Here is a 26,852-nt window from a genome sequence, read left to right as displayed (position 1 = left end):
TTGATGACTTTTTTCTTACTCATGATAAATTGTTTTAATTTTATACATTTACTTAAACAGCGTTTTATTTTAAACCTAACAGAATTTGATTTTAAATTTTAACATTTTAATTTTAAATACTGTAAATCAATATTTTATGACACACAAAATAATTCATACAAACAATTTCATCATTGGATATAACGAGAATAAACCCATTGTTGCCGACCTAACTTATACCGAAAATGACCAAGCTCAACCCGTCGTTATTTTTTGCCACGGTTATAAAGGTTATAAAGATTGGGGTGCGTGGCATCTAATAGGTCAAGAGTTTGCAAAAGCTGGTTTTGTGTTTCTAAAATTCAATTTTTCACACAACGGTGGTACATTTGAAAATCCAATTGACTTTCCTGATTTAGAAGCCTTTGGAAATGATAATTACAGCAAACAAATGAGTGATTTGAAGCAGGTTATTAATTTTGTAAAAGAGCAAAAAAAACCTTTACCGCGAGTCAATACGTCTAAAATCTCACTGATTGGACACAGCCGTGGCGGTGGTATTGTTTGCTTGACAGCTTATGAAAATCAAGATGTTGATAAACTTGTCACTTGGTCGTCTGTTTCTAACTATAAAAATCGATTTCCTAAAGGTGAAGATTTAAAACAATGGCAAAACAAAGGTGTTTATTACGTCAAAAATGGTCGCACAAAACAAGATATGCCACACTACTATCAGTTTTATGAAGATTTCTTAGCAAACCAAGACCGATTTGACATTCAAAATGCTGTTCAAAACCTGAAACAACCCTTTTTAATTTTGCACGGTGAAGACGATGAAACTGTAAAACTTGAAGAAGCTCACAAATTAAATGATTGGTGTGATCAAGCCGAATTAAAAATTATCCCAAATGCCACACATACTTATAACACCAAACAACCTTGGGATAAAACAGAACTTTCAAAAGAATTGAAATCTGCAGTTGATGAAAGCATTACTTTTTTAAAAAATGATAATTAGAATCATGAAACCTTTTGCACTTCTTCTTTTATTTGCATTAAATTCACAACTTATTATGGCACAGCAAACTTATTTGGCTCTTGGTGATTCATACACTATTGGCGAAGGACTTAAAATTGAAAACTCTTGGCCTTATCAACTTCAAGACCTATTAAATAATAATGGTTTTAATATAGAACAACCCAAAATTATCGCCAAAACCGGTTGGCGAACCGACGAGTTGATCCGTGCCATTCAAGAACAAAAAACAGATGAGAAACAATATGATATCGTGTCTTTACTAATAGGTGTCAATAATCAATATCAAAACAAAGCTTTGTCTCAATATAAAAAAGAGTTTAAAAAATTGCTGGAAATCGCAATTTCTAAATGCAAAAGCAACAATCAAGGCGTTTTTGTTGTCAGCATTCCAGATTATGGTGTAACGCCATTTGCCCAAGAAAAAGATAAACCCAATGCCATAAAAGAATTAAAAAAATACAACACCATTGCCAAAAAGCAATGTCAAAAACACGATGTGGCGTTTTATGATATTACAGATTTGTCAGCAAAATTGAGCCATTCTGATGAAATGCTCATCAATGACCGTCTGCATCCCAATGACAAGCAATATCAAGCTTGGGTTCAATCGTTGTTACCACAATTAAAACCACAATTGAATAACTTGTAATGCAAGAAGATTTTTTACATCATATTTGGCAATACCAAAAGTTTCAACACAAAGAAGCTTTAAAAACCAATCAAGGAGAAATTCTTCAAATTCTATCTGTTGGTCAACATAATCAGCATCAATCAGGACCAGATTTTTTTAATGCTAAAATTAAAATTGATGACCAAATTTGGGCTGGCAATATTGAAATTCATCTCAAATCTTCAGATTGGTATGCACATCAACATCAAAAAGATTCGGCTTATGATAATGTAATTTTACATATCGTTTGGGAAGACGATGTTGAAGTTTATCGTGCCGATAATACGATTATTCCAAGCTTGTCTTTAAAAGAAAAAGTTGACTCAGAAGTTTTTAAACGTTATGAACAGCTTTTAAAAGTCAAATCACAACAACTCAATTGTGAAAAAAACTTTGCTGATTTTGATGATTTTGTATTGCAAAACTGGTTAGAACGTCTGTTTATAGAGCGTTTGGAACGTAAATCAAATTTGATTTTAAAACTATTAAATCAAAGCCAAAACAATTGGGAAGCCGTTTTGTTTCAACTACTGTGCAAGAATTTTGGTTTGAATGTCAATGGTACTGCTTTTCTACAAATGGCAAAATCTATACCTTATAAGGTAATAGCCAAACACCATCAAAATATTGAAGATTTAGAAGCTTTATTATTAGGACAAAGTTGCCTTTTAGAAATCGATACAGAAGAACAATACATCAAAAATTTACAAGACCGTTATCGATATCTTAAACACAAATACCAACTTGCAGCGGTCGATGAAAAACCTCAGTTTTTTAGGCTAAGACCCGACAATTTTCCAAGTTTACGTCTGGCTGAATTAGCAGAAGTTTATCATCAACAACCTCAACTTTTTCAGGATATTATTTCTGTTAAAAACAAAAAAGATATTTATAAATTATTTGACATAGAATTGTCAGAATTTTGGAAAACCCATTACAGTTTAACCAAACAGAGCAAACCAAAAACCAAACGATTGAGTCAAAACTTTGTAGATTTGTTGATCATCAACACGATAATTCCATTAAAATTTTGTTACCAAAAACACACCACCAATGAATTATCTAATGACAAACTTTTTGAATTAGTTAGTAGCTTAAAGCCTGAACGCAATCGAAAAGTTGATGTTTTTGAAAATCTTCGTCCAAAAACCAATCAGAATGCTTTGCACTCACAAGCCTTACTTCAACTCAAAACTGAATATTGCGATAAAAACTATTGCTTGAAATGCCATCTCGGAAAACGCATTCTCAACCATTCAATCTAAAAAACTTTCAATAGCCAAATCATAGCTTCTCAACCCAAAACCACTGATGCTACCAAAAACCACAGGACTGATGTAAGAATGTTTTCTGAAATCTTCACGTGCAAAAACATTAGAGATATGCACTTCAACAACTGGAGTCTCTAAAGCTTTTATGGCATCGGCAATAGCAATTGACGTATGCGAATAAGCAAGCGAGATTAAGCACAATGCCATCAACATTATCATCGGCTTCGTGAAGCTCAGAAATGATTTCCCCTTCTATATTAGAATGAAAATAAGAAAGCTCAAGGCTTTTAAATTTCATTTGCAATTCAGAAAAATAATCTTGAAAACTCGTCTTGCCATATATCTCAGGTTCACGACTACCGAGAAGATTAAGGTTTGGTCCGTTGATGATGTGGATTTTCATAAAGTTTATTTTGGTTTAAAAATACTGAAATAAATCACTAACACAGAAAAATAAAAGCAAAAAATAAAATAGCTGTAAAAATGTTAGCTGACATTTTAAAATAATTTAAACTAAAAACTTGAAATATAAATTTATAATTGTAAATTTGCACCCCTTTAAAAAGGACTAGTTTTAATTATAAAAATATTGAAGTGGATACATTAAGTTACAAAACCGTTTCGGCAAACACGCAAACTGTTGATAAACAGTGGGTTTTAGTCGATGCTGAAAATCAAACTTTAGGACGATTATCGTCTGCCGTTGCAAAGATTTTAAGAGGCAAAAACAAGCCGAATTTTACACCTCATGTAGATTGCGGCGATAATGTGGTCGTAATTAACGCCGATAAAATAAAATTATCTGGCAAAAAATGGGATGATAAAGTATATATCAGTCACACTGGCTATCCAGGTGGTCAACGTAGCAAAACCGCCACTCAAGTTTTTGAAAAACACCCCGAGCGTCTAATAGAAAAAGCCGTTAAAGGAATGCTACCTAAGAATAAATTAGGGGCTGATTTATTTAGAAATCTTCGTGTTTTCTCAGGAGACAAACACGATATTGAAGCTCAAAAACCCGAAAAAATTAACTTAAACGAATTATTGTAATCCATGGAGACAATTCATAAAATAGGTCGTAGAAAAACATCAGTTGCACGTATTTATATGACAGAAGGCAAAGGCAATGTTGTTGTAAACGGAAAAAAAGTAAATGAATACTTTACAACAGGACCTTTATTATACAAAATCAATCAAGCATTTGAATTGACCGAAACCGAAAAACAATACGACCTTAAAGTCAATGTTTTAGGTGGTGGCATCACAGGTCAAGCTGAAGCTATAAGAATGGCAATTGCTAGAGCACTTTGTGAAGTCGATGAAGAAAATCGTAGTAAACTTAAGCCAGAAGGACTTTTAACTAGAGATCCAAGAATGGTTGAGCGTAAAAAATTCGGTCAGAAAAAAGCAAGAAAGAAATTCCAATTCTCAAAACGTTAATCTATATATTAAATCATTTTTGTTGTTATCTTGACGACAAATGTCAAGAAATTAGTTTAGCATCTAAACAATCAAGGCATAAAAACCACTTGGTTGTTGCTATACCAACAGAACGTAAACTACTAAAAAAATGGCAAAACAAGCAGAAGTAAAAGAACTCCTTGACGCAGGTGTCCACTTTGGTCACCTCACTAGACGATGGAATCCTAACATGGCACCATACATTTATATGGAGCGAAACGGTATTCACATCATCAACCTTTACAAAACAGCGACTAAATTAGACGAAGCTACAAATGCACTCACTAAAATTGTCGCCAGTGGTCGCAAAATCCTTTTTGTAGCCACCAAAAAACAAGCTAAAGAAATTGTTGCAGAACAAGCAAGCAAAGCCAACCAACCTTATATCACAGAAAGATGGACTGGTGGAATGCTTACTAATTTTGTGACTATCAGAAAATCAGTAAAGAAAATGGTCGCGGTTGACCGTATGAAAAAAGACGGAAGTTTTGATACTTTATCTAAAAAAGAAAAACTTCAAGTCAATCGTATGAGAGCTAAACTTGAAAAAAACTTAGGTTCTATTTCTGATATGACTAGACTTCCTGGAGCTCTATTTGTTGTTGATATCATTAAAGAAAACATCGCTGTCAAAGAAGCACAAAAACTAAATATTCCCGTCTTTGCTATGGTTGATACCAACTCTGACCCTAGAGAAGTTGACTATGTGATTCCAGCAAATGATGATGCATCAAAGTCAATCAATAAAATTATTAGTTTTGTAGCTGATGGTATTATTGAAGGTCTTGACAAAAGAGAAAACCAGAAAAAAGAAGATGTAGCAAAAAAGAAGCTGAGAAAAAAGCCAAAGAAGAAGCTAAGTTAGAAGAAGCCAAAAAAGAAAAAGAAAAGAAAAAAGCAGAAGAAGATAAAAAGGCTGATGAAAAAGCACAAGCTAAAAAAACAGCCGATAAAGTCGAAGAAAAGAAAGAAACCAAAACCCCAGACGACAATACAAAAGACAAAAAAGAAACTTCTGTAAAGTCTGAAGAAAAATCTAAAAAAGAAGAAACAAAATCTTAATCACTCAATTTACAATTTTTAAATAATCATGACAAAAATAACTGCTGCAGACGTTAAAAAACTTAGAGAACAAACTGGTGCTGGTATGATGGATTGCAAAAAAGCCTTAGTTGAAACTGACGGCGATTTTGACAAAGCTATAGAAGTGCTACGTAAAAAGGGTCAAAAAGTTGCGACCAAAAGAGCTGATCGTGAGTCATCAGAAGGTGTTGCTATTGCTTTGGTCAATGATGACAACTCGAAAGGGGTTATCATTTCACTGAATTGCGAAACTGACTTTGTTGCTAAAAATGAAGATTTTATAAACTTAGCTAAAAGTTTAGCCCAAAAGGCACTTAATGTTTCTTCTAAGGAAGAGCTTTTAAAACAAGACTTTGAAAGCATTACAGTTGAAGAAAAACTTATTGAACAAACTGGTGTTATTGGCGAAAAAATAGAACTCGGTGCTTTTGAAATTTTAGAAGCCCCATTTGTTGGCTCTTATATTCATGCTGGTAACAAAATAGCCGTTTTAAGTGGTTTATCTAAAGCTGTTGACAATGCTGAAGAATTGGTCAAAGATGTTGCTATGCAAGCTGCTGCTATGAACCCTGTTGCCTTAAACGAAGATGGCGTTGACCAAGCTACAATTGACAAAGAAATAGAAATAGCTAAAGACAATTTAAGACAAGAAGGCAAGCCAGAAGATATGCTTGATAAAATTGCTCAAGGCAAATTGAAACGTTTTTTTAAAGACAACACTTTAGTGAATCAAATGTTTATTAAAGACAACAAAACTTCTGTTGCACAATATGCTAAAACTTTTGGCGATGTAGAAGTTGTTGGTTTTAAACGTGTTGCTTTAGGATAAGCAATTAGACTAAATCATCTAAAATTATTTTATTTGTCACGCTCTACTCGTTTCAGCGTCTTATGTAATTTTAGATGATTTTTTTTATGGTCTTAACTTCCGCCAAATTTGATTCCAACGGTAGTGCCTCAGATATTGTCCTTCTTCCCTGCTCAATAAAAAGTTGAGTTTTTTATTTTTAGATTTCAAGTAAGAGTTTAAAACAACTTTAAACTTAGATAATTGATTTCTTTGTTTTGCAATTTTTAAAGATGCAATTAACGTCAGTAAAAAACTATACCTTAATGCATAAAAAACTTGACCTTGTTTTTTAAAATATGAGTCTTGATAGGAAGTTGCTGTTGGCTTTAAATGTTTGACAGGCAAATTATGTAAGACATTGATTTTCCATTTTTTATATCTTAATTTAAATTCATCTGCCGTATCCCAACCCATTTGAGAAGGTAAACCTCCTATGTCTTTAAAAGCTTCTACTCGATAGGCTTTTAAAGCCCCGCGAATATGATCTAAATTAGTTAGTTTTTCTGTTTGCCAACGACCACTATTTTCTACACTACAAACGCCACCACATAATCCAATTTTTTTATCACTCACAAAAGCCTTATTAATTTCTTCAAGATAATGAGATGGAAAAATTAAGTCGGCATCAAATTTACAGATGATATCAAAATCATTTAAGTTTAGACTATTTAAGCCTTTTTTAAAAGCATTTATCACTTTTTGACCAGGTAAATGCTTTGTTTCTGAAGCTTGATAAATAGAAGTTATTATTGTATTTTTATTTTCAAACGCTTTGATGATTTCTCCTGTGTTATCAGTTGAAGAATCATCAACTACGACAATCGTATGTGGTTTTAAGGTTTGATTTAATAATGATTTTAAACATTTTGATAAATGTTCTTCTTCATTATAAGCAGGAATAATGACTGCAAATTTTAGATGCTTAGCGACGTTTTGCATAAACCAAATAATACCTTGGTGTAAAGTAACGTAAAATTGGTCTAAAACCTATTTTGTTTACAGGATTTGTAAATTTTTCTCGTTTCTGAATTTGCCAACCAGCCTTTTCCAGCAACCAATCAAATTGCCAATCTTCAAACTCGTGATAGTGTCTGTCCCTTTTGTCGGTTTTACTTCTATAAGCATTGGCAAACCATAAATTTAAAGGTACACTAGCCACAAGATGTTCAGCTTTAATGGCTTTTAAGATATTGTAAGGAGCTATGAGATGTTCAAAAATTTCAAAGGCTGTAACGACTTCTGCTTTGGATTTTTCAACAGCTGAGAAATCTTCGTCTAAATCTTCGCCATTTGTATTTTCTACTTGATAGCCTTCATCTTGCATAATTTTAGAAAATGGATTTTTTACACCTAAATCTAAAATATGAGTTTGAGCTGGAATATTTTTATTTAAAAATTCTAAAGTATGTTTATAACGTTTATGCGGAAACCTGTCGTCGTACATCTCAGATTTGGTAGGTCAATGCATTAATATTCATTCCTGCACCAACACTGGCAAACATGATGATATCGCCTTTTTCTAAAGTTTGATTTTTGAAATGACCTTTCAGGAATAAATCATATAATGTTGGGATGGTAGCCACACTGCTATTGCCCAGCTTATCGATACTCATCGGCATTATTTTATCTGGCATTTCCAAACCATATAGTTTATAAAATCTTTGGACGATTGCTTCGTCCATTTTTTCGTTGGCTTGGTGAATAAATATTTTTTTTAACTGTTTAATATCTTTTCCCGATTGGTCAAAACAAGACTTCATGGCTTTTGGCACATTTGATAAAGCAAAATTATAAATTTTTCTTCCATACATTTTGATGTAACCAGTTCTATCACTAACGTTAGATTTATTATTGGTTTCGCCAAAGTAAATATAGTGTGATTCTTTTTCGGTGAAAGTTGCCGATTCATGCGAAAGAATGCCACTATCATCATCACTTTTTTCATATATGGTTGCTCCTGCTCCATCAGAATATATCATACTGTCTCTGTCGTGAGGATCAACAACACGCGATAAGGTTTCGGCACCAATAACCAAACAGCGTTTAGCTAATCCACTTTCAATAAAAGCTTTAGCCTGAATACTGCCTTGCGACCAACCTGGACATCCAAATATGATATCATAAGCAACGGTTCTATGATTTTTTATTTTCAAAAAACGCTTCACCCGAGAACCTATACTTGGCAAAATGTCAGTTTGAGTTGTGCCGTGTTTGACATCTCCAAAATTGTGAGCCACAATGATATAATCTAAAGTTTCAGGATCTATTTTGGCATCATTTATTGCTTTTTGTGCTGCAATGAGTGCTATATCAGAGACATTGAGATCATCACTTACATATCGTCGTTCTTTGATGCCAGTGATTTGTTCAAACTTTTTGATGATAACTTGTGGGTTATCATCGAAATCTTTACCCGTTTCTGTATAAAATTTATGATTTAAAAAATCTTCATTTGTCCTTACAATTTCGGGAATATAACAACCAAATCCAGTGATTTTTACAGCCATAATTTTTTATCTTAAAAAAGAGTTTGCAATTTAATAAACATCTTATAAAGCAAAGCCTTAATTATAATTAAAATGAATGTTTTTATTTAAAAAGCAGTTTAAAAATCCTACGAAAAACAAATCACAAGCCGAACAACGTTGCAAAGTTTTGAACACTTAAACGATTGAGATATTTTAAAAAAAAATCAATATCTTTAAACATTAGTTAAATTTCATTAATTTAGAATTTATGGATATTGATAAAACTATTCGCCTGCGTCCACGATTTCAGCACAAAACTTCGCTTGAAAAAACTGAATTATTAGATCGTATTAAACTCTTGAAATCAAAATACAAATCTCAATATCGACTTACTCAGTCTGACAACCACCTGTGGATACATCATCTAAGAAGCCGTGAAAAAATTTTCACCCCAAACTTACATCTTGAAATTATTGAAGACGAAGAAACTCAAACCACAATAAAAGGGCTTTACAGTCCAAATAATTCATATTGGACTTTGTTCATTTTTCTACATCTTATTTTAGTCTGTTTGTTTATTGGATTTGCTATAATGGCTTACACAAAATCTGTGGTTAATGCCCCGTTTATGCTGTATGTTTATTTGATGATTGCCGTTGTTTTAGTTTGGATAGGTCTCTATTTTTTTGCACGATACAATCGGAAACGCGGATTGTCTCAAGCTTATGAATTGGAAGATGTTTTTAAGGACTGGGTTAAAGAAAATTGATTAGTATTTAATATTACGATCCGATTTGTGCCAGTAATTTCATGTATATGATCTGTGGCAATACTTCTGTGTGCTTAGCGTTCGGTGTCATTTTCATTTGCGTGCTTCCTGATTTTGATGTTATAAAAATATAAATTGCTCGCGAAAAACTCACATCCAAATTTTCGATTTTGCGATTTCGCAGGTATTACTTATAGCATCGTGTTGGCACTTGCTTTATCGCTTTTTTTAATCATTTTTTTCGTTTTTTGGTTAATATTATGCTTAAATTTTAATTCTGATTAACCTAAAATTATATCACTATAAATCAGTTGTTTATATTTTATTCGAAGTTTCAACTTTCAATCCTAAATTTACTCATTTTACGTTAGTCGAGAGATTAAAGTTTCTGCGAGTTTATGAGGGATTGCGAACAACCCCATCATAAACCAACAAATATAAAACTTTTTTAACAATTTATTAATTTTTTATAAATATTTGTTTATTAGGTTTTTATCCATTTACAATTAGTTACAAACAAAAGTAAACGAAAGTAGATGTTTATTTACCGAATATCTCTTCCCTCCTATCTCATCTTTGTCCTGTCGTTTTGTTACGGCACTGGTTTAGAAACCCTAAATCGGTTTTATGTTTAACTGTTCCGCCAAAGGCGGAATCAAAAATTTTATATTATGAATAATTTACGTAACCATGTGCAATTAATGGGAAGATTAGGTCAAGACCCAGAAATCATCAACTTAGATTCTGGTAAAAAATTAGCGAAATTCAGTTTAGCTACCAACGATTATTTCACCACTGCTAAGGGTGAAAAAGTAGAAAATACCGACTGGCACAATATTGTGGCTTGGGGCAAAACTGCTGATGTTATTGAAAATCACGTCTCTAAAGGTCAAGAAGTGCTGATTGGTGGTAAACTGACTACGCGTTCTTATGAAACTAAAGACGGTGACAAACGCTACATCACTGAAGTGGTTTGCAATAATATTGTGATGACACAGAAATAGGTTTTTGATTTTATTTTAGGCACTTGACTCACTGGTTTTTTTAACCCGAATTATTCACAAACCCCGACCAAAACTATGTTTTCGTCGGCTATTATGGAGGATTATGCTCTAATGCATAATTTGGGTTTAATTCTCTTTGACTCCGATGGATTTTAAAAACTTGTGGGTTTAGGTGTTTTTTTGAGATTGGTTATCGTTTTAAAATTGTTTATTAACAACCGTTTATTTTGCGTTAGGGATTGTAGTGGAAATCCCGCATATATCGGGAGGAACGTCCAAATTATTTTAAACTTTAATCACAATACTTTCACTAATCGTGGTGCTGTAGCGTTGTGACAATCGTTCTTGACGCATCTTCCACACGCGACCTAAATCTTGACTGCCAAATTTAACTTTATGACGACCAATGCTCTTATTGAGATGGTCAATGTCTTGCATGAGTTGGTGGTGTTTGGGATTTTTTTGAGAAAATAAGCTGAGTTGCTCGGTGTTTTCGGGTTGAAGTTGCATGACAATCACGCCAGCTTTTTTGTATTGGTATTCGGGTTTGTAAATTTTATCAAGGGCTTTTACGGCGTATTTGACCAAATCTATACTGGAATTGGTTGGGTATTCGGTTTTGACAATCATCTGCGATGGTATTGTGCTAAATCTTGTCGAAATTTGTTGGTGCATAAAAACACGTGAATCATTTGGCAATGGCTGTGTTGACGTCTGAGTTTTTCACCACAACTGATGGCAAAACTGCTCACGCGTTCACGGATAATGTCATAATCACTGTACTGCTTATCAAAAGAGCGTGTGGTGGCAATGGCTTTTTTGGTGGCGACTTCTTCTAAATCTAAAGTCGGTTGGTCTTCGAGTTCTTTTTTAAGCCGAAGTCCAACAACGCTCATCTGTTGGCGAACCCAATCGTCTGGCAATTGTGTGAAATCATAAGCTTTAAAGACTGATTTGGCTTTAAGTCGATTAGCGTGCTGGCGACCAATACCCCAAACGTCATCTATGTCGAGCCATTTCAAGGCTTTGAGACGTTGAGTTTCAGTTTGAATGACATGAACACCACCAGTTTTATCCGCAAATTTTTTGGCGATTTTGTTGGCGATTTTGCTCAAAGCTTTGGTCGATGCCACGCCAATACTAACGGGAATGCCTGTATGTTTATCGACAGTGGCTTTGATATGACGTGCATAAGATTCTATATCGAAATGTTCAAATCCTGAAAATTTAAGAAAGGCTTCGTCAATGCTATAAACTTCAACATCTGGTGTGAATTGTGACAGCGTATTCATCACCCGTTGACTCATATCGCCATACAAAGCATAGTTGGACGAAAAGACGTGAATATTGTGTTTTTCAAAAGTGGATTGGTATTTAAATGCTGGTGCACCCATAGGAATACCAAGTGCTTTGGCTTCGTTGCTTCGGGCAATCACACAACCGTCATTATTAGACAACACCACAACGGGCTTATTGTTGAGACTCGGATTAAACACCCGTTCGCACGAGGCGTAAAAATTATTGCAATCGACAAGGGCAAAAAGTTCCATAGTTTTCTGGGTTTAAAGCCTCTCCCTAACCCTCTCCAAAGGAAAGGGGACAAGTTTCTAATTTATTAGTTTAATGTTTATTACTAATTGCTACCAACTACCGACTAAAAGCTACCAACTACCAACTAAAAGCTACCGACTACCAACTAAAAGCTAACTTTTTAATCACACAAGTTACCACGCCCCAAATAACAAACTCGTTATCTTCTGTAACTTTTAGGGGTTTGTATTTTTTGTTTTCAGGCATGAGCCACAAACTATCGGTGTCGAGTTTGATGCGTTTTACCGTAAACTCACCATCGATAAAACACACAGCAATTTTGCCATCTTGAGGTTCGAGAGACTTGTCTATAATCAATAAATCGCCATCGTCTAAGCCTGCACCTGTCATGCTATCGCCACGTACGCGACCGTAGAATGTGGCATACGGATGCTTGATAAGTTCTTTATTAAGGTCGATGCTCAAGTCGAGAAAATCATCAGCTGGACTCGGAAAACCCGCACTGATGCCTTGATCTGCTAAAGGTAGATTGACTAAATGATTATATTCAGGTTGATATAATTGTATAGCTGAAAAACGGTCTTGCATTGTCCTCATTCTTTTGAAAGCAAATTTAGGAAATATTCCGTTTATTTGGATATAATCCATTAAGTTTTAACATGTGTTGATATAAATAGAGTCATAAAAAACTACCATCAAATACAGAAAAGTATAACTATTTTAAATGTTAATTAAGTTATGTAGCTACATAAAATAAAAATAATCTGTAAAATTAGGTTTTACTGAAAATATGTTATTCATATTCTTATAAATATTATTTTGACTTGCCAACTCCATTAAATTCAATTATTTTTGAATAACTATTTTAATTTATGAAAGCAACAGTTATCATAAGCACTTACAATTCTCCAGAATGGCTTCAAAAAGTGCTTTGGGGTTATGAAAATCAATCTGTAAATAATTTTGATATCATCATTGCTGATGATGGATCCAAAGAAGAAACAAGAACACTTATAGATAGGTTTAAACAAAACTATCCTGTTAAAATCACTCATTTATGGCATGAAGATAAAGGTTATAGAAGGCAAGAAATTTTAAATACCGCTATTGTAAAAGCTCAGCATGATTATATTATTATGACCGATGGTGATTGCATCCCTAGAAAAGATTTTGTACAAGCACATATAAATTTAGCAGAAAAAAACAGATTCCTTTCTGGTGGATATTGTAAACTACCTATAAAAACAAGTAAACTGATTGACAAAAAAGATATAGAAAGCCAAGACTGTTTTGATGTCAATTGGTTAAATAATATTGAAAAGCTCAATTTTTCAAACACACTAAAACTTGGTTTTTCAGAAAATAGAAGAAAGTTTTTAGACAAAATTACACCAACTAAGCCATCTTTTAATAATTGTAATTCATCTGCCTTTAAAAAAGATATGATAGCTATAAATGGTTATGATGAGCGTATGAAGTATGGTGGACCTGATAGGGAGTTTGGAGAAAGATTAACAAATTACGGCGTAAAAGGGAAACAAATTAGACATAAAGCTATAGTAATTCACCTCGATCATCCACGAGGCTATAAAACACCAGAATCACTAAAGAGAAACCTACAAATCAGAAAAAATGTAAGACAAAAGGCAATAAAATGGACGCCTTTTGGTATAAAAAAATAACTTAGCGTTCATGTTTTAAAAGTAAGTCTAGAAATAAAGCAAGTTTGGTTTTAAACAATTTTGGTTTTAATTTTATATACATCGCTTCTGTCTCATTTTTATATTTTTTTGAATTCTTCTTATAAATATTTGAATAATAATCCTTTAAATGAACAGAAAAATTTAAATGTGTTTCCTCAAAGCTATTCCATCCTTCTTTGGTTATCCAAGGCGAAAAAATTGAAAAACTAGGTACATCCAATGCTTTTGCTATGTTGATGGCACCACCTTCATTTCCTATTATACCAATACATTGTTTACAAATTCCCATAAAATCTCTTAAGCTTGTCATATCAACATCGGTCACGATTTTGTTTTGAGTTTCTTGGCTACAATAATTGATTAAGGCTTCTATTTTAGACTGTTGCACAGGCATATAATTTAAAATTAAAAAAACGGGCGTAGCCTTGACAATATCGTCTAAAATTTTAGCCATATATTGTAAAGGATAAGTTTTTAAATCATTACTACCTAAGGCACTTATCATGATGCAGTTTTCGCCTTCCAAACCCACATTTTTCATCTTCACTTTTGCTAATTCTTTTTCTTCTTGAGTGAGATATATTTTGGGTTTATTGTTAAAGATTTTAGTCTTTGGCATCAATTGTAGCAGGCGTAATCTATTTTCTATAGCCGTGCCAGCTTCGGTTTGTGCCACATGCTGAATAGCAACAGTTTTGGTATAATAAAACGCACTGTAAGATTTTTTAAAACCATATCGGTATTTTGCTTTAGAAAATCGCGTCGTGAATAAACTCTCTAGCTTACCATAAGCATCAAAAACATGGGTATAATTGGCTTTGGAAATGTGTTTTAAAAACTTATAAAACTTTATTTTGCTTTGACGATAAGCATCTTCAAATATGATGAATTCATCAATAAAAGGATGATTTTCTACCACTGGAAGTGTAAATCTGTTGATTAAATAATGTACTTCTGCCTTGGGGTAATTTCGTTTTAAATTTTCGCAAACCAAACTGCTCGTCAGCACGTCGCCTATCATTTTTTGCTGTATAACTAAAATTTTCAAATTCTCTTGTTTTGTAATTTTTCTTATTTAATATAAAATTGTGAAAGTAGCAAAAAACTAAATAGTAAGAGTTTCCTTAAACTAAATTTAAAAAGCGATTTGAAACCTTTCAAGCTTGATATGAAAGTTTATATTTGCCAAAAATTTTGAATGCATAAATCGGTAAAACCCTATAAAAATTCTAAAGATAAAAAAAAGCAACAGGTAGAAAGCATGTTTGACAACATATCGTCAAACTATGATGGCTTAAACCGAGTGATTTCGTTTGGCATTGACCAATCTTGGCGAAAAAAAGTTATAAAAATGATAATTGAAGCTAATGCTAAAAAGGTTTTAGATGTCGCTACAGGTACGGGAGATTTAGCTATTGCGTTGGTCAAAACTAACATCCAAAAGGTGGTTGGTGTAGATATTTCTAATGGCATGTTGGATGTGGGACGACAGAAGATAAAAGCTCAAAACTTAACTGAAAAAATTGATATGGTGCAAGCCGATTCAGAAAATTTGCCTTACAAGGACAACAGTTTTGATGCTGTTACAGTAGCTTTTGGTGTCAGGAATTTTGAAAATCTTGACAAAGGACTTTCTGAAATATATCGCGTACTCAAACCCGGTGGTTTGTTTGTGGTTTTAGAAACCTCAAATCCTACCAAATTTCCATTTAAACAAGGCTATTTTGCTTATACCAAATACATTCTACCTGTGATAGGCAAGTTGTTTTCAAAAGATAAAAATGCATACCAGTATCTCAGCGAAAGTGCTTCAGTTTTTCCTTTTGGTCAAGCTTTCAACAATATTTTAAAGAAAAATGGGTTTATAGACGTGAAACATTACCCACAAACTTTTGGGGTTTCAACCATTTATAAAGCTTCAAAATAATTTATGAAATTTATTATCTCGCTAGCATCGCTATTAATGGTAGGCTTTTTAGAAGCTAATGCACAAGGTTTTTTTAATAAAGAAGAAGTTAAAAACAACCGCAATTACCTTGAACAACGCCGATGGTCTTGGGGCTATTATTTAGGCTTTAACAGCTTAGATTTTAAAATAGACCGTATAGAAGAAAGTGATGAAATTTTGGTAACCAAAAATATTGGTTTCAATGTCGGTTTGATAGGTAATTATAAAATTAACAATTATATAGATTTAAGGCTCGAACCTGGTGTGATTTTTTCAAATCGAGATTTAAATTTTACGGCTTTTGGCGATGACCAAGTCAAGGCTTTTAGAGAAACCAAAGCGACTTACGTATATGTGCCTTTGGTGGTAAAATTTTCTACCAAAAGATTAAACAACTTCAAACCCTTTGTAAGCACAGGTATTGGTTTTGCTCATAACTTGAGTAGCAATGAAGACAACCCTGATGACAATGCTGCTGGTCAATTTAGAATGAAAACCACCAACTTTTTATATGAAGTAGGTTTCGGAATTGATCTTTACTTAGAATATTTTAAGTTTACACCTTCAATAAAAGGTATTTTTGCTATAAATGATGAATTGGTGAGAGACAAAGACCCCAACAGCCCATGGACGAGCAATATTGACAAAATATCATCTCGGGGTATTTTCATCAACTTTACTTTTCAATAGTTCGGCGTTTAAATTCACTTAAAATTATTGAAGTTGCCATAGCTACATTAAGGCTTTCAGTCTGTTTGTTTTTACCAAATTGAGGAATGCTTATTGTTTGATCAACGCAAGACCTTAATTTATCAGAAATACCGTGAGACTCGCTGCCCATTACTAAAATAGATTTTTGATTTATTTCTGAATTGTAAATAGACGTAGCATCAATGTCAGCTGCATAAACGGGTAAGTTTGTTTTTTTAATAACCTCGAGTAAGTCCTCATAATATATTTTTACACGACTGAGTGACCCCATTGAAGCTTGAACAACCTTGGGGTTATAACAATCTACAGTATCAAGTGAGCAAATAATTTTTTTGATACCAAACCAATCGCACATTCTTATAATGGTTCCTAAATTGCCAGGATCTCTTACTCCATCCAAAGCTAAAGTAAGAGATTTAACTTTGAGAAGTTTATTTTTTTTAATGTGAAAAACGCCGACTGCAACTTGTGGTGTTGTCAAAAAACTTATAGATTTTAGCTCCTCCGGAGAAATAATGTTGACCGTTTTGTTTTCTAAGGTGAATATATCAGCTATACTGAATAAACTATGCAAACGATAAGAACTATTTAAAAATTCTTTAATCACCTTTATACCTTCAACCACAAAAAGTCCGTTCTTATATCTGTATTTCTTATTTTTTAGGCTATTAACTAATTTTTGTTGATTTTTGCTTACTGAATGCATAGAATAAAATTAAACACGATAAATAAAGATTGAAACACAACTTTACAAAAATACCATTTCTTTTTGTCATCTTCATATTTTTTATGTCTTGTAAATCGACAAAACGCTTAGCAGATGATGATTTTTTACTCGTTCAAAACAACATTGATACGGGAGTTGATACTTTAAGTAGCAATAAAGTTAAACCCTTTTTAGAGTTAAAACCCAATTCTAAATTCATTTTTGGCATTCCACTCAAACTTCATATTTATAACCTTGCTAAACCTTATCCAGATTCAGCTTTCGTGAACTGGTTAAACAAAAAACCAAAACGAAAAAAGCGATGGACAAATATGCTTTCTGAAAAACAACTAAAAAATTTAGGTCTTGCCTATGTTAATTTTCATAAAGGTTTAAAGAAAAGTGGAGAACAACCAAGTATAATTACTGAAAAAAAATTAGAAAAATCTAAAGAAAAACTCAAGTCCTGGTATTGGAATAGAGGCTGGTTCAATGCCAAAGTAAATTATAATGTAAAACGAGATACAAGCAAACAAAAAGCTAAAGTCAATTATAAAATTAACCCCAATAAACCTTATTTGATTGACAGTATAGATTACAATATTGCTTCTCCTCAAGCCGATTCTATTTACAATACTATCAAAGACAAATCTGCTATCAAAATTGGTCAACAGTTTAATACAGAAAGTTTTAAAAAAGAGCGTTTGCGCATTGAGAAATATTTTAGAAATCACGGATTGTATAACTTTGATAGAGATTATATCAGTTTTATAGCCGATAGTTTAAATGACGATTCTCACTTGTTAGACATTGAGCTCAAAATTAAAAACCGTGAAGTCAAACTATTAGACACCATATATCAAGAGCCTTTTAAAGTGTATAAAATCAGTGAAGTCAATGTGTTTACAGATTATGACAACACATCTAACAACTATATCGCTAAAGATTCAACGCATTATAATCAAAAAATATTTTTCGCTAAAGACAAAATTAAAGTCAGCCCAAAAATATTATCAGATGCTATTTTTATTGATAAAGGGCAAGTTTTTAGCGACAAAAAAAGGCTTGACACTTACAATCGATTTTCAAATATTAGAGTTTTTGAATATCCAGACATTCAATACCAAAAAGACCCAAGAACACCTGAAGATGACGACTTGATAGCAAATGTATTTTTAACCCCCAAAAAAAGATTTGGATTTACACCAAATTTTGAAGTCTCACAAAGTAATATTCAAGACTTTGGCATAGGTTTAAACACATCATTTCTCGCAAGAAATGCATTTCAATTAGCTGACATTTTGGAATTGTCATTTAGAGCAAATTTAGGTTCCTCAAGAGAAGCTGCAAGTTCGAATGATCAATTTTTTAATATCACTGAATTGGGCGGAAGCTTAAGTTTAAGCGTGCCCAAAGTTTTATTTCCCTTTACTCAAAAAATAATAAAAAGAGATATGCAACCATTCACTCGTATGTCTTATGGTTTTAATACTCAACAAAATATAGGTTTAGATCGCCAAAACCACACCTTTAACTTTGAATATAATTGGAAACCAAACCGCAGTGTAAGCAATAGATTATCCTTAATTGATTTTCAGTTTGTAAATAATTTAAATATTGATAATTACTTTAATATTTTTAAGAATTCTTATAGCGAACTCAATGATATAGCTCAAAACAATATTTTTGAAATCAATCAAGAGTTTATCAATCCTGACAACAATGATTTGATCATTCCTTTGGTACAGATGGATTTATTAACCAAGTAGAAAACAATGAAATTAATTTAACAAATGATGAGAGAGAATCATTCAATTCAATTGTAGAACGAAAACAAAGACTTACAGAAAACAATTTGATTATAGCAAGTAATTTTACATTTGATTATTCTACGAGAGAAAATATAGATGATGAAGATTTTTTTCAGTTCCGTTCTAAATTTGAATTAGCAGGAAATCTTCTTCAAACACTTGGTAATGGATTGAACTTAAAAAAAAACGACAATGACAATTTTTTGTTGTTTGAGGTTCCGTTTTCACAATATGCAAAACTTGAGCTTAACTACATAAAGCATTGGAATTTAGGTGGCAAAAACATCATAGCAACACGAGCCTTTGGTGGGTTAGCTTTACCTTACGGAAACTCCCAGTCTATTCCATTTGCAAGGAGTTTTTTGGTGGTGGTCCAAACGATAATCGTGGTTGGCAACCTTATGACCTCGGTGCAGGAAAAACCAACGGCACAAACGATTTTAATGAGGCTAATTTTAAACTGTCATTTAACTTTGAATACCGCTTTAATGTTTTGGGAAATTTAAACTCTGCTTTGTTTGTTGATGCTGGAAATATTTGGAATCTTGCTGATAATGTCAAGGACAAAAATGCCACTTTTGATGGTTTAAAAGACCTTGAAGATTTGTCAATTGCAACGGGTTTTGGTTTTCGTTATGACATTACATTTTTTGTTATTCGATTAGATTTTGGATTTAAAACTTATAATCCTGGTGATTTGGAACAAAAATGGTTTAACGACTTTAACTTCAACAAGATGGTGTTTAATTTTGGTATCAATTACCCTTTCTAATTTTATTTAAAATTCATATTAGTTTGATTTTGAAAAAAATTTTAAGATTAAAAACCTATAAAATTTATAACAAATCAGACCTATCAAAGCACCTACTAAAGCTCCTGTAAGCACATCTCCTGGATAATGAACACCTACATATATTCTACTGTAAGAAATCAAACCTGCCCATAATATAAGTAGCAGAAACATATACTTGTAATGCTTTCTAAATATTAAACCCAGAAAAATAGCCAATGCAAATGAACTTGTAGCATGACCCGAAAAATAACCATACGAACCACAATCTGCAACAAACCTGCCTAAACCCGACAAACTTGGCTCTCTACAAGGTCGAAGTCGCATAACTGAATGCTTTACAGCATAAGATATTTGATCTGTCATTGCTATCATAACCGCTACTACCAAAAGTGAAATCAAGGTATTCTTAAGTCCAATACTTCTGTACATTAAAAAAATAAAGATGAAATAAAGCGGGATAGAAAAAAATTTATTGGTTACCAACAACCAAAATGCGTCAAAGTTTGGAGAACCTAAGTTGTTGAGATATAAAAATAATTCTTTATCAAGTTCAATCAGACTCTCCATTATTTGCTATATTGTTCTATTTCATTATCATAAAAATCAAATGCTTCTTTGACTAATGTATCATACTCTTCTTTCACTTCATCTTCATCAAAAGTTTCCCAAAACTCAAGTTCATCAGTATTGATATTTAAAATAAAACGCGGAAACTCTGTATGCACAACATAAATAGTATCAGCCTCTGAATTGTCTGCCAATAAAAATCGTGGATATTTCATAAAACTAATTTATGCAAACTTAAGATTTTTTTAGATGTCGCCGGACTACTATATAAAATCTTACATAAAGCATTAATGCTGAAGCCGACAAGCCAGTGAGTAAACCTAACCAAATACCACTTTCTCCTAAACGCTGATCTTGTCCAAAATAGTAAGACACCGGAAAACCAATTAACCAATAGGCTACAAAACAAATAAAAGTAGGCACAATAACATCTTGCAAGCCTCTCAAAGCCCCAAGAATACCTACTTGCAAACCATCGCTAATTTGAAATAAGGCTGCTATTATTAATAAATTAGCAGCGAAACGAATCACTTCTTCATCTTGGATATAAAATTCTGGCAAAACATTTCTAAAAACAATAAAAATTACTGCAAATACTATCTCAATTAATAAAATTTGAAAAAATATAGAGTTAGCAATATGTTTCATATCAAAAAACTGTTTCTTCCCTTTTTGATTAGCCACCCTTATTGTAGCTGTAACACCCAAACCAACAGCAACCACAAAAGTCATAGAAGCTAAGTTTAAAGCTATTTGATTGGCGACTTGAACTTCAGCTCCAAGTGTGCCAGCCAATATAACCGTTGCGGTAAAAATTCCACCTTCAAACAACATTTGAAGTGCAGTTGGAAAACCAAGCGACAACAATTTTTTAAATATAAATACATCTACTTTTTGAATGAGTTTTGAAAAATAAGGCTTTAGTGTAGCTCTGGACTTTAATATAAAAATTAATAAAACCAACATTACTATTCTAGAGATTAAGGTTGAAATAGCGACTCCTTCTATTTCTAATCTAGGAAAAATCCAAATGCCGTATATCAAAAAATAATTTAAAACAATGTTTAATACATTAGCTATCAAAGTGGCATACATAGCATATTTTGTTAACGATAATCCATCAGCAAATTGCTTGAATGCCTGAAAAACCATTAACGGAATTAAAGAAAATGCAACTATATTTAAATAAGGAAATGCGACTTCAACAACACTTGGCGGTTGATTTAGATAAAACAAAATCGGTTTTGTGAAATATATTAAAACAAACAATATCACACCATTGAGACTACACATGACAACCCCATTTTGAAATACTTTTCTACCACGGTTAAAATTTTGTTCACCCTCAGCTTCAGCAACCAAAGGCGTAATGGCAAAACTGAAACCAATACCAATAAACAAGGCAAAAAACACTAAAGTATTGCCTAAAGATATAGTCGCTAAAGGCACCGCACCCAAATGTCCTACCATTATATTGTCCACCAAACCTACCAAAACATGTCCTAATTGTCCTAACATGATAGGAAAAGCTAGTTTGAAATTTTTAGGAAATTCTGAGATGTAAGTCGCTAACATTATTTGAGATTTGGGCACAAAACTAAACTTTTTTGCAACTTCAAATATCTAGTCATTGTAAAATAAATATGACAATAATCAAGGTTACAAATTCTTAAAATGTATAGGGTTTTTAAAAAAAATAAATCTATATTTCATAATTAAATCTTTATAAGGATAAGCATTCGTTGAAGCTTTATTATTTTTGCAAAAAAAATTCATGAAACGTGTCGTTGTAGGCTTAAGTGGTGGTGTTGATTCTAGCGTAGCGACTTACCTCTGTCAAAAACAGGGTTATGATGTCATTGGCTTATTTATGAAAAACTGGCACGACGATAGTGTAACGATAAGTGATGAATGTCCGTGGTTAGATGATAGCAACGACGCCATGCTGGTTGCTGAAAAACTTGGTATTCCGTTTCAAACCGTAGATTTAAGCGAAGAATATAAATCACGAATTGTAGATTATATGTTCAAAGAATACCAAAACGGTAGAACACCCAATCCTGATGTATTGTGCAATCGTGAAATCAAATTTGATGTATTTCTTAAAATTGCCGAATCGCTCGGAGCCGATTATGTTGCTACTGGTCATTATTGCAGAAAACTCACTACTGAAAATAATTCGCACAAAACCCATCATTTATTAGCTGGTTCAGACTCAAACAAGGATCAATCTTATTTTTTATGCCAAATTAATCAAGAGCAATTGTCTAAAATATTATTTCCAATTGGTAACCTTCAAAAACCTGAAGTTCGCAAAATTGCTACTCAACTCGATTTAACCACCGCCGACAAAAAAGATTCTCAAGGCTTGTGTTTTGTCGGTAAAGTAAAATTACCTGAATTTCTTCAGCAACAACTTAAACCCAAAACAGGTCATGTCATAGCAATTGATGCAAATCATGAAATGTACAAAAAGGTTAAACCTCAAAACATAGAAAGTCTAACTCAAAAATACCAATACCAAATTAGCGATGGCAAAATAGTTGGCGAACATCCTGGTGCACATTTTTTTACTAAAGGTCAACGCAAAGGCTTAAATATTGGCGGAACCCCTGAACCGCTGTTTGTGATTGAAACCGATGTAAGAGATAATACTATTTACGTTGGTCAAGGTAAATCTCATCCTGGTTTATACCGAAGTGGTTTGAAAGTAAAAAACAAAGATGTACATTGGCTTAGGGAAGACCTAAAACTCAAAACAGGTGAAAAACAAGACTATTTAGCCAGAATCCGCTATCGTCAACCTTTAGAAAAAGCTACTTTATACCAAGAAGAAAATGACTTGTTTATTATTTTTAAAAATCCACAAATGGCTATTGCAGAAGGGCAATTTGTAGCTTGGTACAAGGCTGATGAACTTATCGGATCTGGCGTCATTTCATAAAATAGAATGACGATGTTTAAAAATAATAAAATAACAAACTTGCTGGCTATAAAATATCCGCTAATTCAAGCTGGTATGATATGGACCAGTGGTTGGAAACTCGCTTCAACGGTAAGTAATGCTGGTGGATTAGGGATAATTGGAGCAGGTTCAATGTATCCAGATGTGCTTGAAGAACATATCTCAAAATGCCAAAAAGCAACTCAAAATCCATTTGGTGTCAACGTCCCTATGCTATATCCAGACATTGACAAAATCATGCAAATTATTGTTGATAAAAATGTAAAGATCGTATTTACCTCAGCTGGAAATCCTAAAACCTTCACCCCATATTTAAAGTCTAATGGCATCAAAGTTATCCATGTGGTAAGCAGTGTGAAATTTGCATTAAAAGCACAACAAGCTGGCGTAGATGCTGTTGTTGCCGAAGGTTTTGAAGCTGGCGGTCACAATGGTCGAGAAGAGACTACTACTTTTACGCTTATTCCTATGGTAAAAAAAGAAATAGACATTCCATTGATTGCCGCTGGAGGAATTGGCAATGGGCAAGCCATGCTCGCGACAATGGTTTTAGGAGCTGATGCCGTGCAGATCGGAACCCGATTTGTAGTTAGTCATGAAGCCTCTTCTCATATCAATTTTAAACAAAAAGTAGTTGATATTAAAGAAGGAGAAACGCAACTAACCCTTAAAGAATTAGCCCCTGTTAGGTTGATCAAAAATAAGTTTTATAACGATATTCAGCAATTGTATAAAAAATCGCCCAGTAAAGAAGATTTACAAAAACTTCTTGGTCGAGCGAGAGCAAAAAAAGGGATGTTTGAAGGCGATTTAGACGAAGGTGAGTTAGAAATCGGACAAATCTCAGGTTTAATCGACTCTATATCACCTGCCAAAAATATAGTCAATGAAATTATAGAAGAGTTTAAAACAGCACAACAGAAAGTTTGTGACATTTAGTTAAACTCAAATCAATAAAATTTTTAGACTTTTTTTAATGATTTGATAGAAAATTAATTCAATAATTTACTTAGCAATATTCACAGCTCGAGTTTCTCTAATTACAGTAACTTTAACCTGTCCAGGATAAGTCATATCAGTTTGAATTTTTTGAGAGATTTCAAACGATAATTCTTTAGCCACAGCATCAGGAACTTTTTCGCTTTCTACAATGACCCTAAGCTCTCTACCCGCTTGAATAGCATAGGCATTTTGAACCCCTTGAAAACCAAATGCAATATCTTCTAAATCTTTCAATCTTTTGACATAAGAATCTAAAACTTGTCTCCTAGCTCCAGTGTCTAGCACCACTAATAGCATCACAAACCTGAACAATAGGCGATAACAAAGAAGTCATTTCTATTTCATCGTGATGTGCTCCAATAGCATTGCAGACTTCAGGTTTTTCTCCGTATTTTTCTGCCCATTGCATACCTAAAATAGCGTGAGGTGTTTCGGTATCTTCTTGAGGTGCTTTTCCGATGTCGTGAAGCAAGCCTGCTCTTTTGGCTAACTTAGTATTAATGCCGAGCTCATCTGCCATAATTCCACAGAGATTACTAACTTCTCTTGAGTGTTGTAGCAGATTTTGTCCATAAGAAGATCTGTATTTCATTCTACCAACTATTTTTACAAGCTCAGGATTTAAACCGTGAATGCCTAAATCTATAATAGTGCGTTTTCCAATTTCTATAATCTCATCTTCTATTTGTTTTTTAGTTTTGCTGACTACATCCTCAATTCTAGCGGGGTGAATGCGTCCATCGGTAACCAATTTGTGTAAAGATAGTCGGGCTATTTCACGTCTTACAGAGTCAAAACATGATAAAATTATAGCTTCTGGCGTGTCGTCAACAATTATTTCAACACCTGTTGCGGCTTCAATAGCACGGATGTTTCTACCTTCTCTACCAATGATACGACCTTTTATATCGTCGTTTTCAAGATTAAAAACCGAAATACAGTTTTCTATAGCTTCTTCAGTGCCAACACGTTGAATTGTATTTATAACAATTTTTTTAGCCTCTTGCTGAGCTGTCATTTTAGCTTCTTCAACAGTATCTCTCACAATTGCCATAGCTTCAGACTTTGCTTTTTCTTTTAAAGATTCTAAGAGTTGTGCTTTGGCATCTTCGGCACTTAAGCCACTTATTACTTCCAACTGTTGAATTTTTCTTTGCAACATTTGGTCAATTTCTTCTTGTTTTTTTATGATACGAGACTTTCTATTATCAATGTCTTTTAGTTTTTCATCTAATTCTTTAGATTTTTTCTTAGTGATGGCTAACTCATTTGAGATTTTAGACTCTTTGTCTTTAGTGCGTTTTTCGGCATCAGCAATTTTCTTATCTCTTGCTATAATGACTTTTTCATGCTCAGATTTAAGCTCTATAAACTTTTCTTTAGCCTGTAAAATTTTGTCTTTTTTAATGCTTTCAGCTTCTTTTTTGGCTTCTGCTATTATGCGTTTGCTTTCTTCTTGAGCTTGTTTTAAAGTGTTATTTGAACTTGATTTGTCTAAAACTTTGGCTATGACAAAGCCCAGTATGAGAGCAATCACAGCACTTACAATAATAGGTATAAGATCCATTTTTCTTGATTTTTGGTTATAAAAAAAGCCTGTATTAGTTTTTGTTTTGAATTAAACTCCTTATAAAACAGGATTAGGGCTACATGGATGATCAAACTTCCGTCTAATGTGTAAAACATAACGGCATGTTTTAGCAACCAAAACTCACCCTTTTTAATTGTAAAGTGTTGAGTTTATCAAAAAAGAAAAACAACTAATACAGGCAGTATTAATATTATTTTTTTTAAAGAACGTGTTAACTTATATATTTTTCTAATTCATCATTTAAACTGATAAGTCGATGATTTATTTCAATTTGTGTGCTGTTTGTATCAATTTGGTTTTGTTCTATTTTTGATGCAAATTGCAAAGCACTCATAGCCAAAACATCTTGCTTATCTCTAACCGCATAATTATCCTCAAAATGCTTTATCGTTTTATTTATTTTTTGAGCGGCTAATCTCAAACTTTGCTCTTGATCAGAACTTACCGTCATTGGATAGACTCTATCAGCTATTGAAACTTTTATTTTTAGCTTTTCTTCCATCCTAATTAATCTGATAATTGAGTGATACAAGTATCAACATCTCTAATCAATCGATTTATTTTGAGCTTCGTTTCTCGTTTAAATTCATTACTGCCTAAAATAGCATTTGCGTTTTTGAGTTGTTCATTTTCAGATTTTAAAACTTCGAGCGATTTTTTTAAAGATTTTATATCTTCTTTTAAGTTTTCGTTTTCAAGCTTTATCTGACTATAGTCTTCACTTAAAGCTTGATGATTTTTTATCAGTTTAAAAACTTTTTGCTCTATTTGTTTTACAACATCTAATGAATGACTCATTGCAATTACTATAAAAAGCAAATTTATGTTTTTAATTTTAAAATGACAATTTATTATTACAAATTATAGAAACTTACTTTGATAGCAGGTTTATAAACTTTAAATAATCAAA

The 26,852-nt window shown here is 32.9% G+C and carries 28 protein-coding genes, 1 other RNA gene and 3 pseudogenes; 16 read left to right on the top strand and 16 right to left on the bottom strand.

Annotation, left to right across the window (positions count from 1 at the left end; genetic code table 11):
- The first annotated feature begins 136 nt into the window (after positions 1-136).
- The 3 genes from IGB25_RS02650 to IGB25_RS02640 are packed head-to-tail and all read left to right on the top strand — an operon-like array spanning position 137 to position 2,953.
- The gene (locus tag IGB25_RS02650) at positions 137-997 is read left to right on the top strand and encodes a S9 family peptidase (RefSeq protein ID WP_211066047.1); all 861 of its coding nucleotides are present in this window, start codon (positions 137-139) and stop codon (positions 995-997) included.
- Positions 987-1,667, top strand: coding sequence for an SGNH/GDSL hydrolase family protein (locus tag IGB25_RS02645; protein WP_247653580.1), 681 nt, complete (start codon positions 987-989; stop codon positions 1,665-1,667). The genes IGB25_RS02650 and IGB25_RS02645 overlap by 11 nt, the downstream gene beginning before the upstream one ends.
- Positions 1,667-2,953 carry a DUF2851 family protein gene (locus IGB25_RS02640; RefSeq protein ID WP_211066046.1) on the top strand — a complete coding sequence of 429 codons (1,287 nt, stop codon included), beginning with the start codon at positions 1,667-1,669 and terminating at the stop codon, positions 2,951-2,953. Before IGB25_RS02645 ends, IGB25_RS02640 begins: the two co-directional genes overlap by 1 nt.
- Here the strand turns inward: IGB25_RS02640 and aroQ are convergent.
- Positions 2,945-3,362: pseudogene (gene aroQ / locus IGB25_RS02635) on the bottom strand (type II 3-dehydroquinate dehydratase). The gene IGB25_RS02640 and the pseudogene aroQ overlap by 9 nt on opposite strands.
- Positions 3,363-3,553: 191 nt before the next feature.
- Between aroQ and rplM the strand changes: the two are divergent.
- The 4 genes from rplM (at position 3,554) to tsf (ending at position 6,332) form a co-directional block, all read left to right on the top strand.
- Positions 3,554-4,009 carry a 50S ribosomal protein L13 gene (gene rplM, locus IGB25_RS02630; protein WP_211066045.1) on the top strand — a complete coding sequence of 152 codons (456 nt, stop codon included), beginning with the start codon at positions 3,554-3,556 and terminating at the stop codon, positions 4,007-4,009.
- A 3-nt stretch (positions 4,010-4,012) separates the two neighbouring features.
- The gene (gene rpsI / locus IGB25_RS02625) at positions 4,013-4,399 is read left to right on the top strand and encodes a 30S ribosomal protein S9 (RefSeq protein ID WP_211066044.1); all 387 of its coding nucleotides are present in this window, start codon (positions 4,013-4,015) and stop codon (positions 4,397-4,399) included.
- Between the two features lie 130 nt (positions 4,400-4,529).
- Positions 4,530-5,285, top strand: coding sequence for a 30S ribosomal protein S2 (rpsB, locus tag IGB25_RS02620; RefSeq protein WP_211066043.1), 756 nt, complete (start codon positions 4,530-4,532; stop codon positions 5,283-5,285).
- Between the two features lie 225 nt (positions 5,286-5,510).
- On the top strand, positions 5,511-6,332 hold the full coding sequence (gene tsf / locus IGB25_RS02615; RefSeq protein WP_211066042.1) for a translation elongation factor Ts: 822 nt from the start codon (positions 5,511-5,513) through the stop codon (positions 6,330-6,332).
- 84 nt (positions 6,333-6,416) lie between these two features.
- Here tsf and IGB25_RS02610 read toward each other — a convergent pair whose 3' ends face one another.
- From IGB25_RS02610 to IGB25_RS02600, 3 genes are read right to left on the bottom strand one after another with little or no spacing between them, the layout of a single operon-like run.
- Entirely contained in the window at positions 6,417-7,292 is an 876-nt protein-coding gene (locus IGB25_RS02610) for a glycosyltransferase family 2 protein (protein WP_211066041.1), read from the bottom strand.
- Positions 7,276-7,797: a methyltransferase gene (locus IGB25_RS02605; protein WP_211066040.1), complete on the bottom strand. Its 522-nt coding sequence runs from the start codon at positions 7,795-7,797 to the stop codon at positions 7,276-7,278. The genes IGB25_RS02610 and IGB25_RS02605 overlap by 17 nt, the downstream gene beginning before the upstream one ends.
- A 1-nt stretch (position 7,798) precedes the next feature.
- A complete protein-coding gene (locus IGB25_RS02600) occupies positions 7,799-8,860 on the bottom strand; it encodes a 3-oxoacyl-ACP synthase III family protein (protein ID WP_211066039.1) in 1,062 nt (353 codons plus the stop codon).
- Between the two features lie 229 nt (positions 8,861-9,089).
- On the opposite strand from IGB25_RS02600, the gene IGB25_RS02595 reads away from it, so the two are divergent.
- Positions 9,090-9,590: a hypothetical protein gene (locus tag IGB25_RS02595; RefSeq protein WP_211066038.1), complete on the top strand. Its 501-nt coding sequence runs from the start codon at positions 9,090-9,092 to the stop codon at positions 9,588-9,590.
- 671 nt (positions 9,591-10,261) lie between these two features.
- Positions 10,262-10,594 (top strand): single-stranded DNA-binding protein, encoded by a 333-nt coding sequence (locus tag IGB25_RS02590; protein WP_211066037.1) that lies wholly within the window; start codon positions 10,262-10,264, stop codon positions 10,592-10,594.
- Between the two features lie 285 nt (positions 10,595-10,879).
- Here IGB25_RS02590 and IGB25_RS15385 read toward each other — a convergent pair whose 3' ends face one another.
- The 3 genes and pseudogenes from IGB25_RS15385 to IGB25_RS02580 all read right to left on the bottom strand — a co-directional run bounded on the left by IGB25_RS15385 (position 10,880) and on the right by IGB25_RS02580 (position 12,733).
- A complete protein-coding gene (locus tag IGB25_RS15385; protein ID WP_371815970.1) occupies positions 10,880-11,032 on the bottom strand; it encodes a DUF4113 domain-containing protein in 153 nt (50 codons plus the stop codon).
- 93 nt (positions 11,033-11,125) lie between these two features.
- A pseudogene (locus IGB25_RS02585) lies at positions 11,126-12,144 on the bottom strand (Y-family DNA polymerase); the annotation flags it as partial.
- A 139-nt stretch (positions 12,145-12,283) separates the two neighbouring features.
- Positions 12,284-12,733 (bottom strand): LexA family transcriptional regulator, encoded by a 450-nt coding sequence (locus tag IGB25_RS02580; RefSeq protein WP_211066822.1) that lies wholly within the window; start codon positions 12,731-12,733, stop codon positions 12,284-12,286.
- Positions 12,734-13,017: 284 nt separating this feature from the next.
- On the opposite strand from IGB25_RS02580, the gene IGB25_RS02575 reads away from it, so the two are divergent.
- Complete coding sequence (locus IGB25_RS02575) at positions 13,018-13,827, top strand: glycosyltransferase family 2 protein (protein WP_211066036.1); 810 nt, start codon at positions 13,018-13,020, stop codon at positions 13,825-13,827.
- A gap of 1 nt (position 13,828) precedes the next feature.
- Here IGB25_RS02575 and IGB25_RS02570 read toward each other — a convergent pair whose 3' ends face one another.
- A complete protein-coding gene (locus IGB25_RS02570) occupies positions 13,829-14,896 on the bottom strand; it encodes a glycosyltransferase family 9 protein (RefSeq protein WP_211066035.1) in 1,068 nt (355 codons plus the stop codon).
- Between the two features lie 150 nt (positions 14,897-15,046).
- Between IGB25_RS02570 and ubiE the strand changes: the two genes are divergently transcribed.
- Both ubiE and IGB25_RS02560 read left to right on the top strand, forming a co-directional pair.
- Positions 15,047-15,775 (top strand): bifunctional demethylmenaquinone methyltransferase/2-methoxy-6-polyprenyl-1,4-benzoquinol methylase UbiE, encoded by a 729-nt coding sequence (ubiE, locus tag IGB25_RS02565; RefSeq protein WP_211066034.1) that lies wholly within the window; start codon positions 15,047-15,049, stop codon positions 15,773-15,775.
- A gap of 3 nt (positions 15,776-15,778) precedes the next feature.
- Positions 15,779-16,486, top strand: a complete 708-nt coding sequence (locus IGB25_RS02560) for a porin family protein (protein ID WP_211066033.1) — start codon at positions 15,779-15,781, stop codon at positions 16,484-16,486.
- On the opposite strand, the gene IGB25_RS02555 is transcribed toward IGB25_RS02560, so the two are convergent.
- On the bottom strand, positions 16,473-17,213 hold the full coding sequence (locus tag IGB25_RS02555; protein ID WP_211066032.1) for an RNA methyltransferase: 741 nt from the start codon (positions 17,211-17,213) through the stop codon (positions 16,473-16,475). The two genes, IGB25_RS02560 and IGB25_RS02555, sit on opposite strands and share 14 nt — an antisense overlap.
- Before the next feature lie 83 nt (positions 17,214-17,296).
- On the opposite strand from IGB25_RS02555, the gene IGB25_RS02550 reads away from it, so the two are divergent.
- Positions 17,297-18,982: a POTRA domain-containing protein gene (locus IGB25_RS02550; protein ID WP_247653579.1), complete on the top strand. Its 1,686-nt coding sequence runs from the start codon at positions 17,297-17,299 to the stop codon at positions 18,980-18,982.
- Positions 18,983-19,286: 304 nt separating this feature from the next.
- Entirely contained in the window at positions 19,287-19,796 is a 510-nt protein-coding gene (locus tag IGB25_RS14635; protein ID WP_247653578.1) for a BamA/TamA family outer membrane protein, read from the top strand.
- Between the two features lie 18 nt (positions 19,797-19,814).
- Here the strand turns inward: IGB25_RS14635 and IGB25_RS02545 are convergent, their stop codons facing one another.
- The 3 genes from IGB25_RS02545 to IGB25_RS02535 are packed head-to-tail and all read right to left on the bottom strand — an operon-like array spanning position 19,815 to position 21,962.
- Positions 19,815-20,384 carry a phosphatase PAP2 family protein gene (locus tag IGB25_RS02545; protein WP_371815932.1) on the bottom strand — a complete coding sequence of 190 codons (570 nt, stop codon included), beginning with the start codon at positions 20,382-20,384 and terminating at the stop codon, positions 19,815-19,817.
- Complete coding sequence (locus IGB25_RS02540; protein WP_211066031.1) at positions 20,384-20,599, bottom strand: hypothetical protein; 216 nt, start codon at positions 20,597-20,599, stop codon at positions 20,384-20,386. The genes IGB25_RS02545 and IGB25_RS02540 overlap by 1 nt, the downstream gene beginning before the upstream one ends.
- 19 nt (positions 20,600-20,618) lie before the next feature.
- Positions 20,619-21,962, bottom strand: a complete 1,344-nt coding sequence (locus IGB25_RS02535) for an MATE family efflux transporter (protein WP_247653678.1) — start codon at positions 21,960-21,962, stop codon at positions 20,619-20,621.
- Positions 21,963-22,158: 196 nt separating this feature from the next.
- On the opposite strand from IGB25_RS02535, the gene mnmA reads away from it, so the two are divergent.
- Positions 22,159-23,328, top strand: a complete 1,170-nt coding sequence (gene mnmA / locus IGB25_RS02530; RefSeq protein ID WP_211066030.1) for a tRNA 2-thiouridine(34) synthase MnmA — start codon at positions 22,159-22,161, stop codon at positions 23,326-23,328.
- A 6-nt stretch (positions 23,329-23,334) separates the two neighbouring features.
- Positions 23,335-24,288 (top strand): NAD(P)H-dependent flavin oxidoreductase, encoded by a 954-nt coding sequence (locus IGB25_RS02525; RefSeq protein WP_371815931.1) that lies wholly within the window; start codon positions 23,335-23,337, stop codon positions 24,286-24,288.
- Between the two features lie 66 nt (positions 24,289-24,354).
- Here the strand turns inward: IGB25_RS02525 and rny are convergent.
- The 4 genes and pseudogenes from rny to IGB25_RS02505 all read right to left on the bottom strand — a co-directional run bounded on the left by rny (position 24,355) and on the right by IGB25_RS02505 (position 26,761).
- Positions 24,355-25,918: pseudogene (rny, locus tag IGB25_RS02520) on the bottom strand (ribonuclease Y).
- A gap of 53 nt (positions 25,919-25,971) precedes the next feature.
- A non-coding RNA gene (gene ssrS / locus IGB25_RS02515) (6S RNA) lies at positions 25,972-26,091 on the bottom strand.
- Positions 26,092-26,153: 62 nt separating this feature from the next.
- On the bottom strand, positions 26,154-26,444 hold the full coding sequence (locus tag IGB25_RS02510) for a cell division protein ZapA (protein ID WP_211066028.1): 291 nt from the start codon (positions 26,442-26,444) through the stop codon (positions 26,154-26,156).
- A gap of 5 nt (positions 26,445-26,449) precedes the next feature.
- Complete coding sequence (locus IGB25_RS02505) at positions 26,450-26,761, bottom strand: hypothetical protein (RefSeq protein WP_211066027.1); 312 nt, start codon at positions 26,759-26,761, stop codon at positions 26,450-26,452.
- Positions 26,762-26,852 lie beyond the last annotated feature (91 nt).

The organism is Flavobacterium sp. CS20 (assembly GCF_018080005.1).
Classification (GTDB): domain Bacteria; phylum Bacteroidota; class Bacteroidia; order Flavobacteriales; family Flavobacteriaceae; genus Psychroflexus.
Note: the sequence above shows the minus strand (reverse complement) of the source record. Positions and strands in the feature narration are given on the sequence as shown.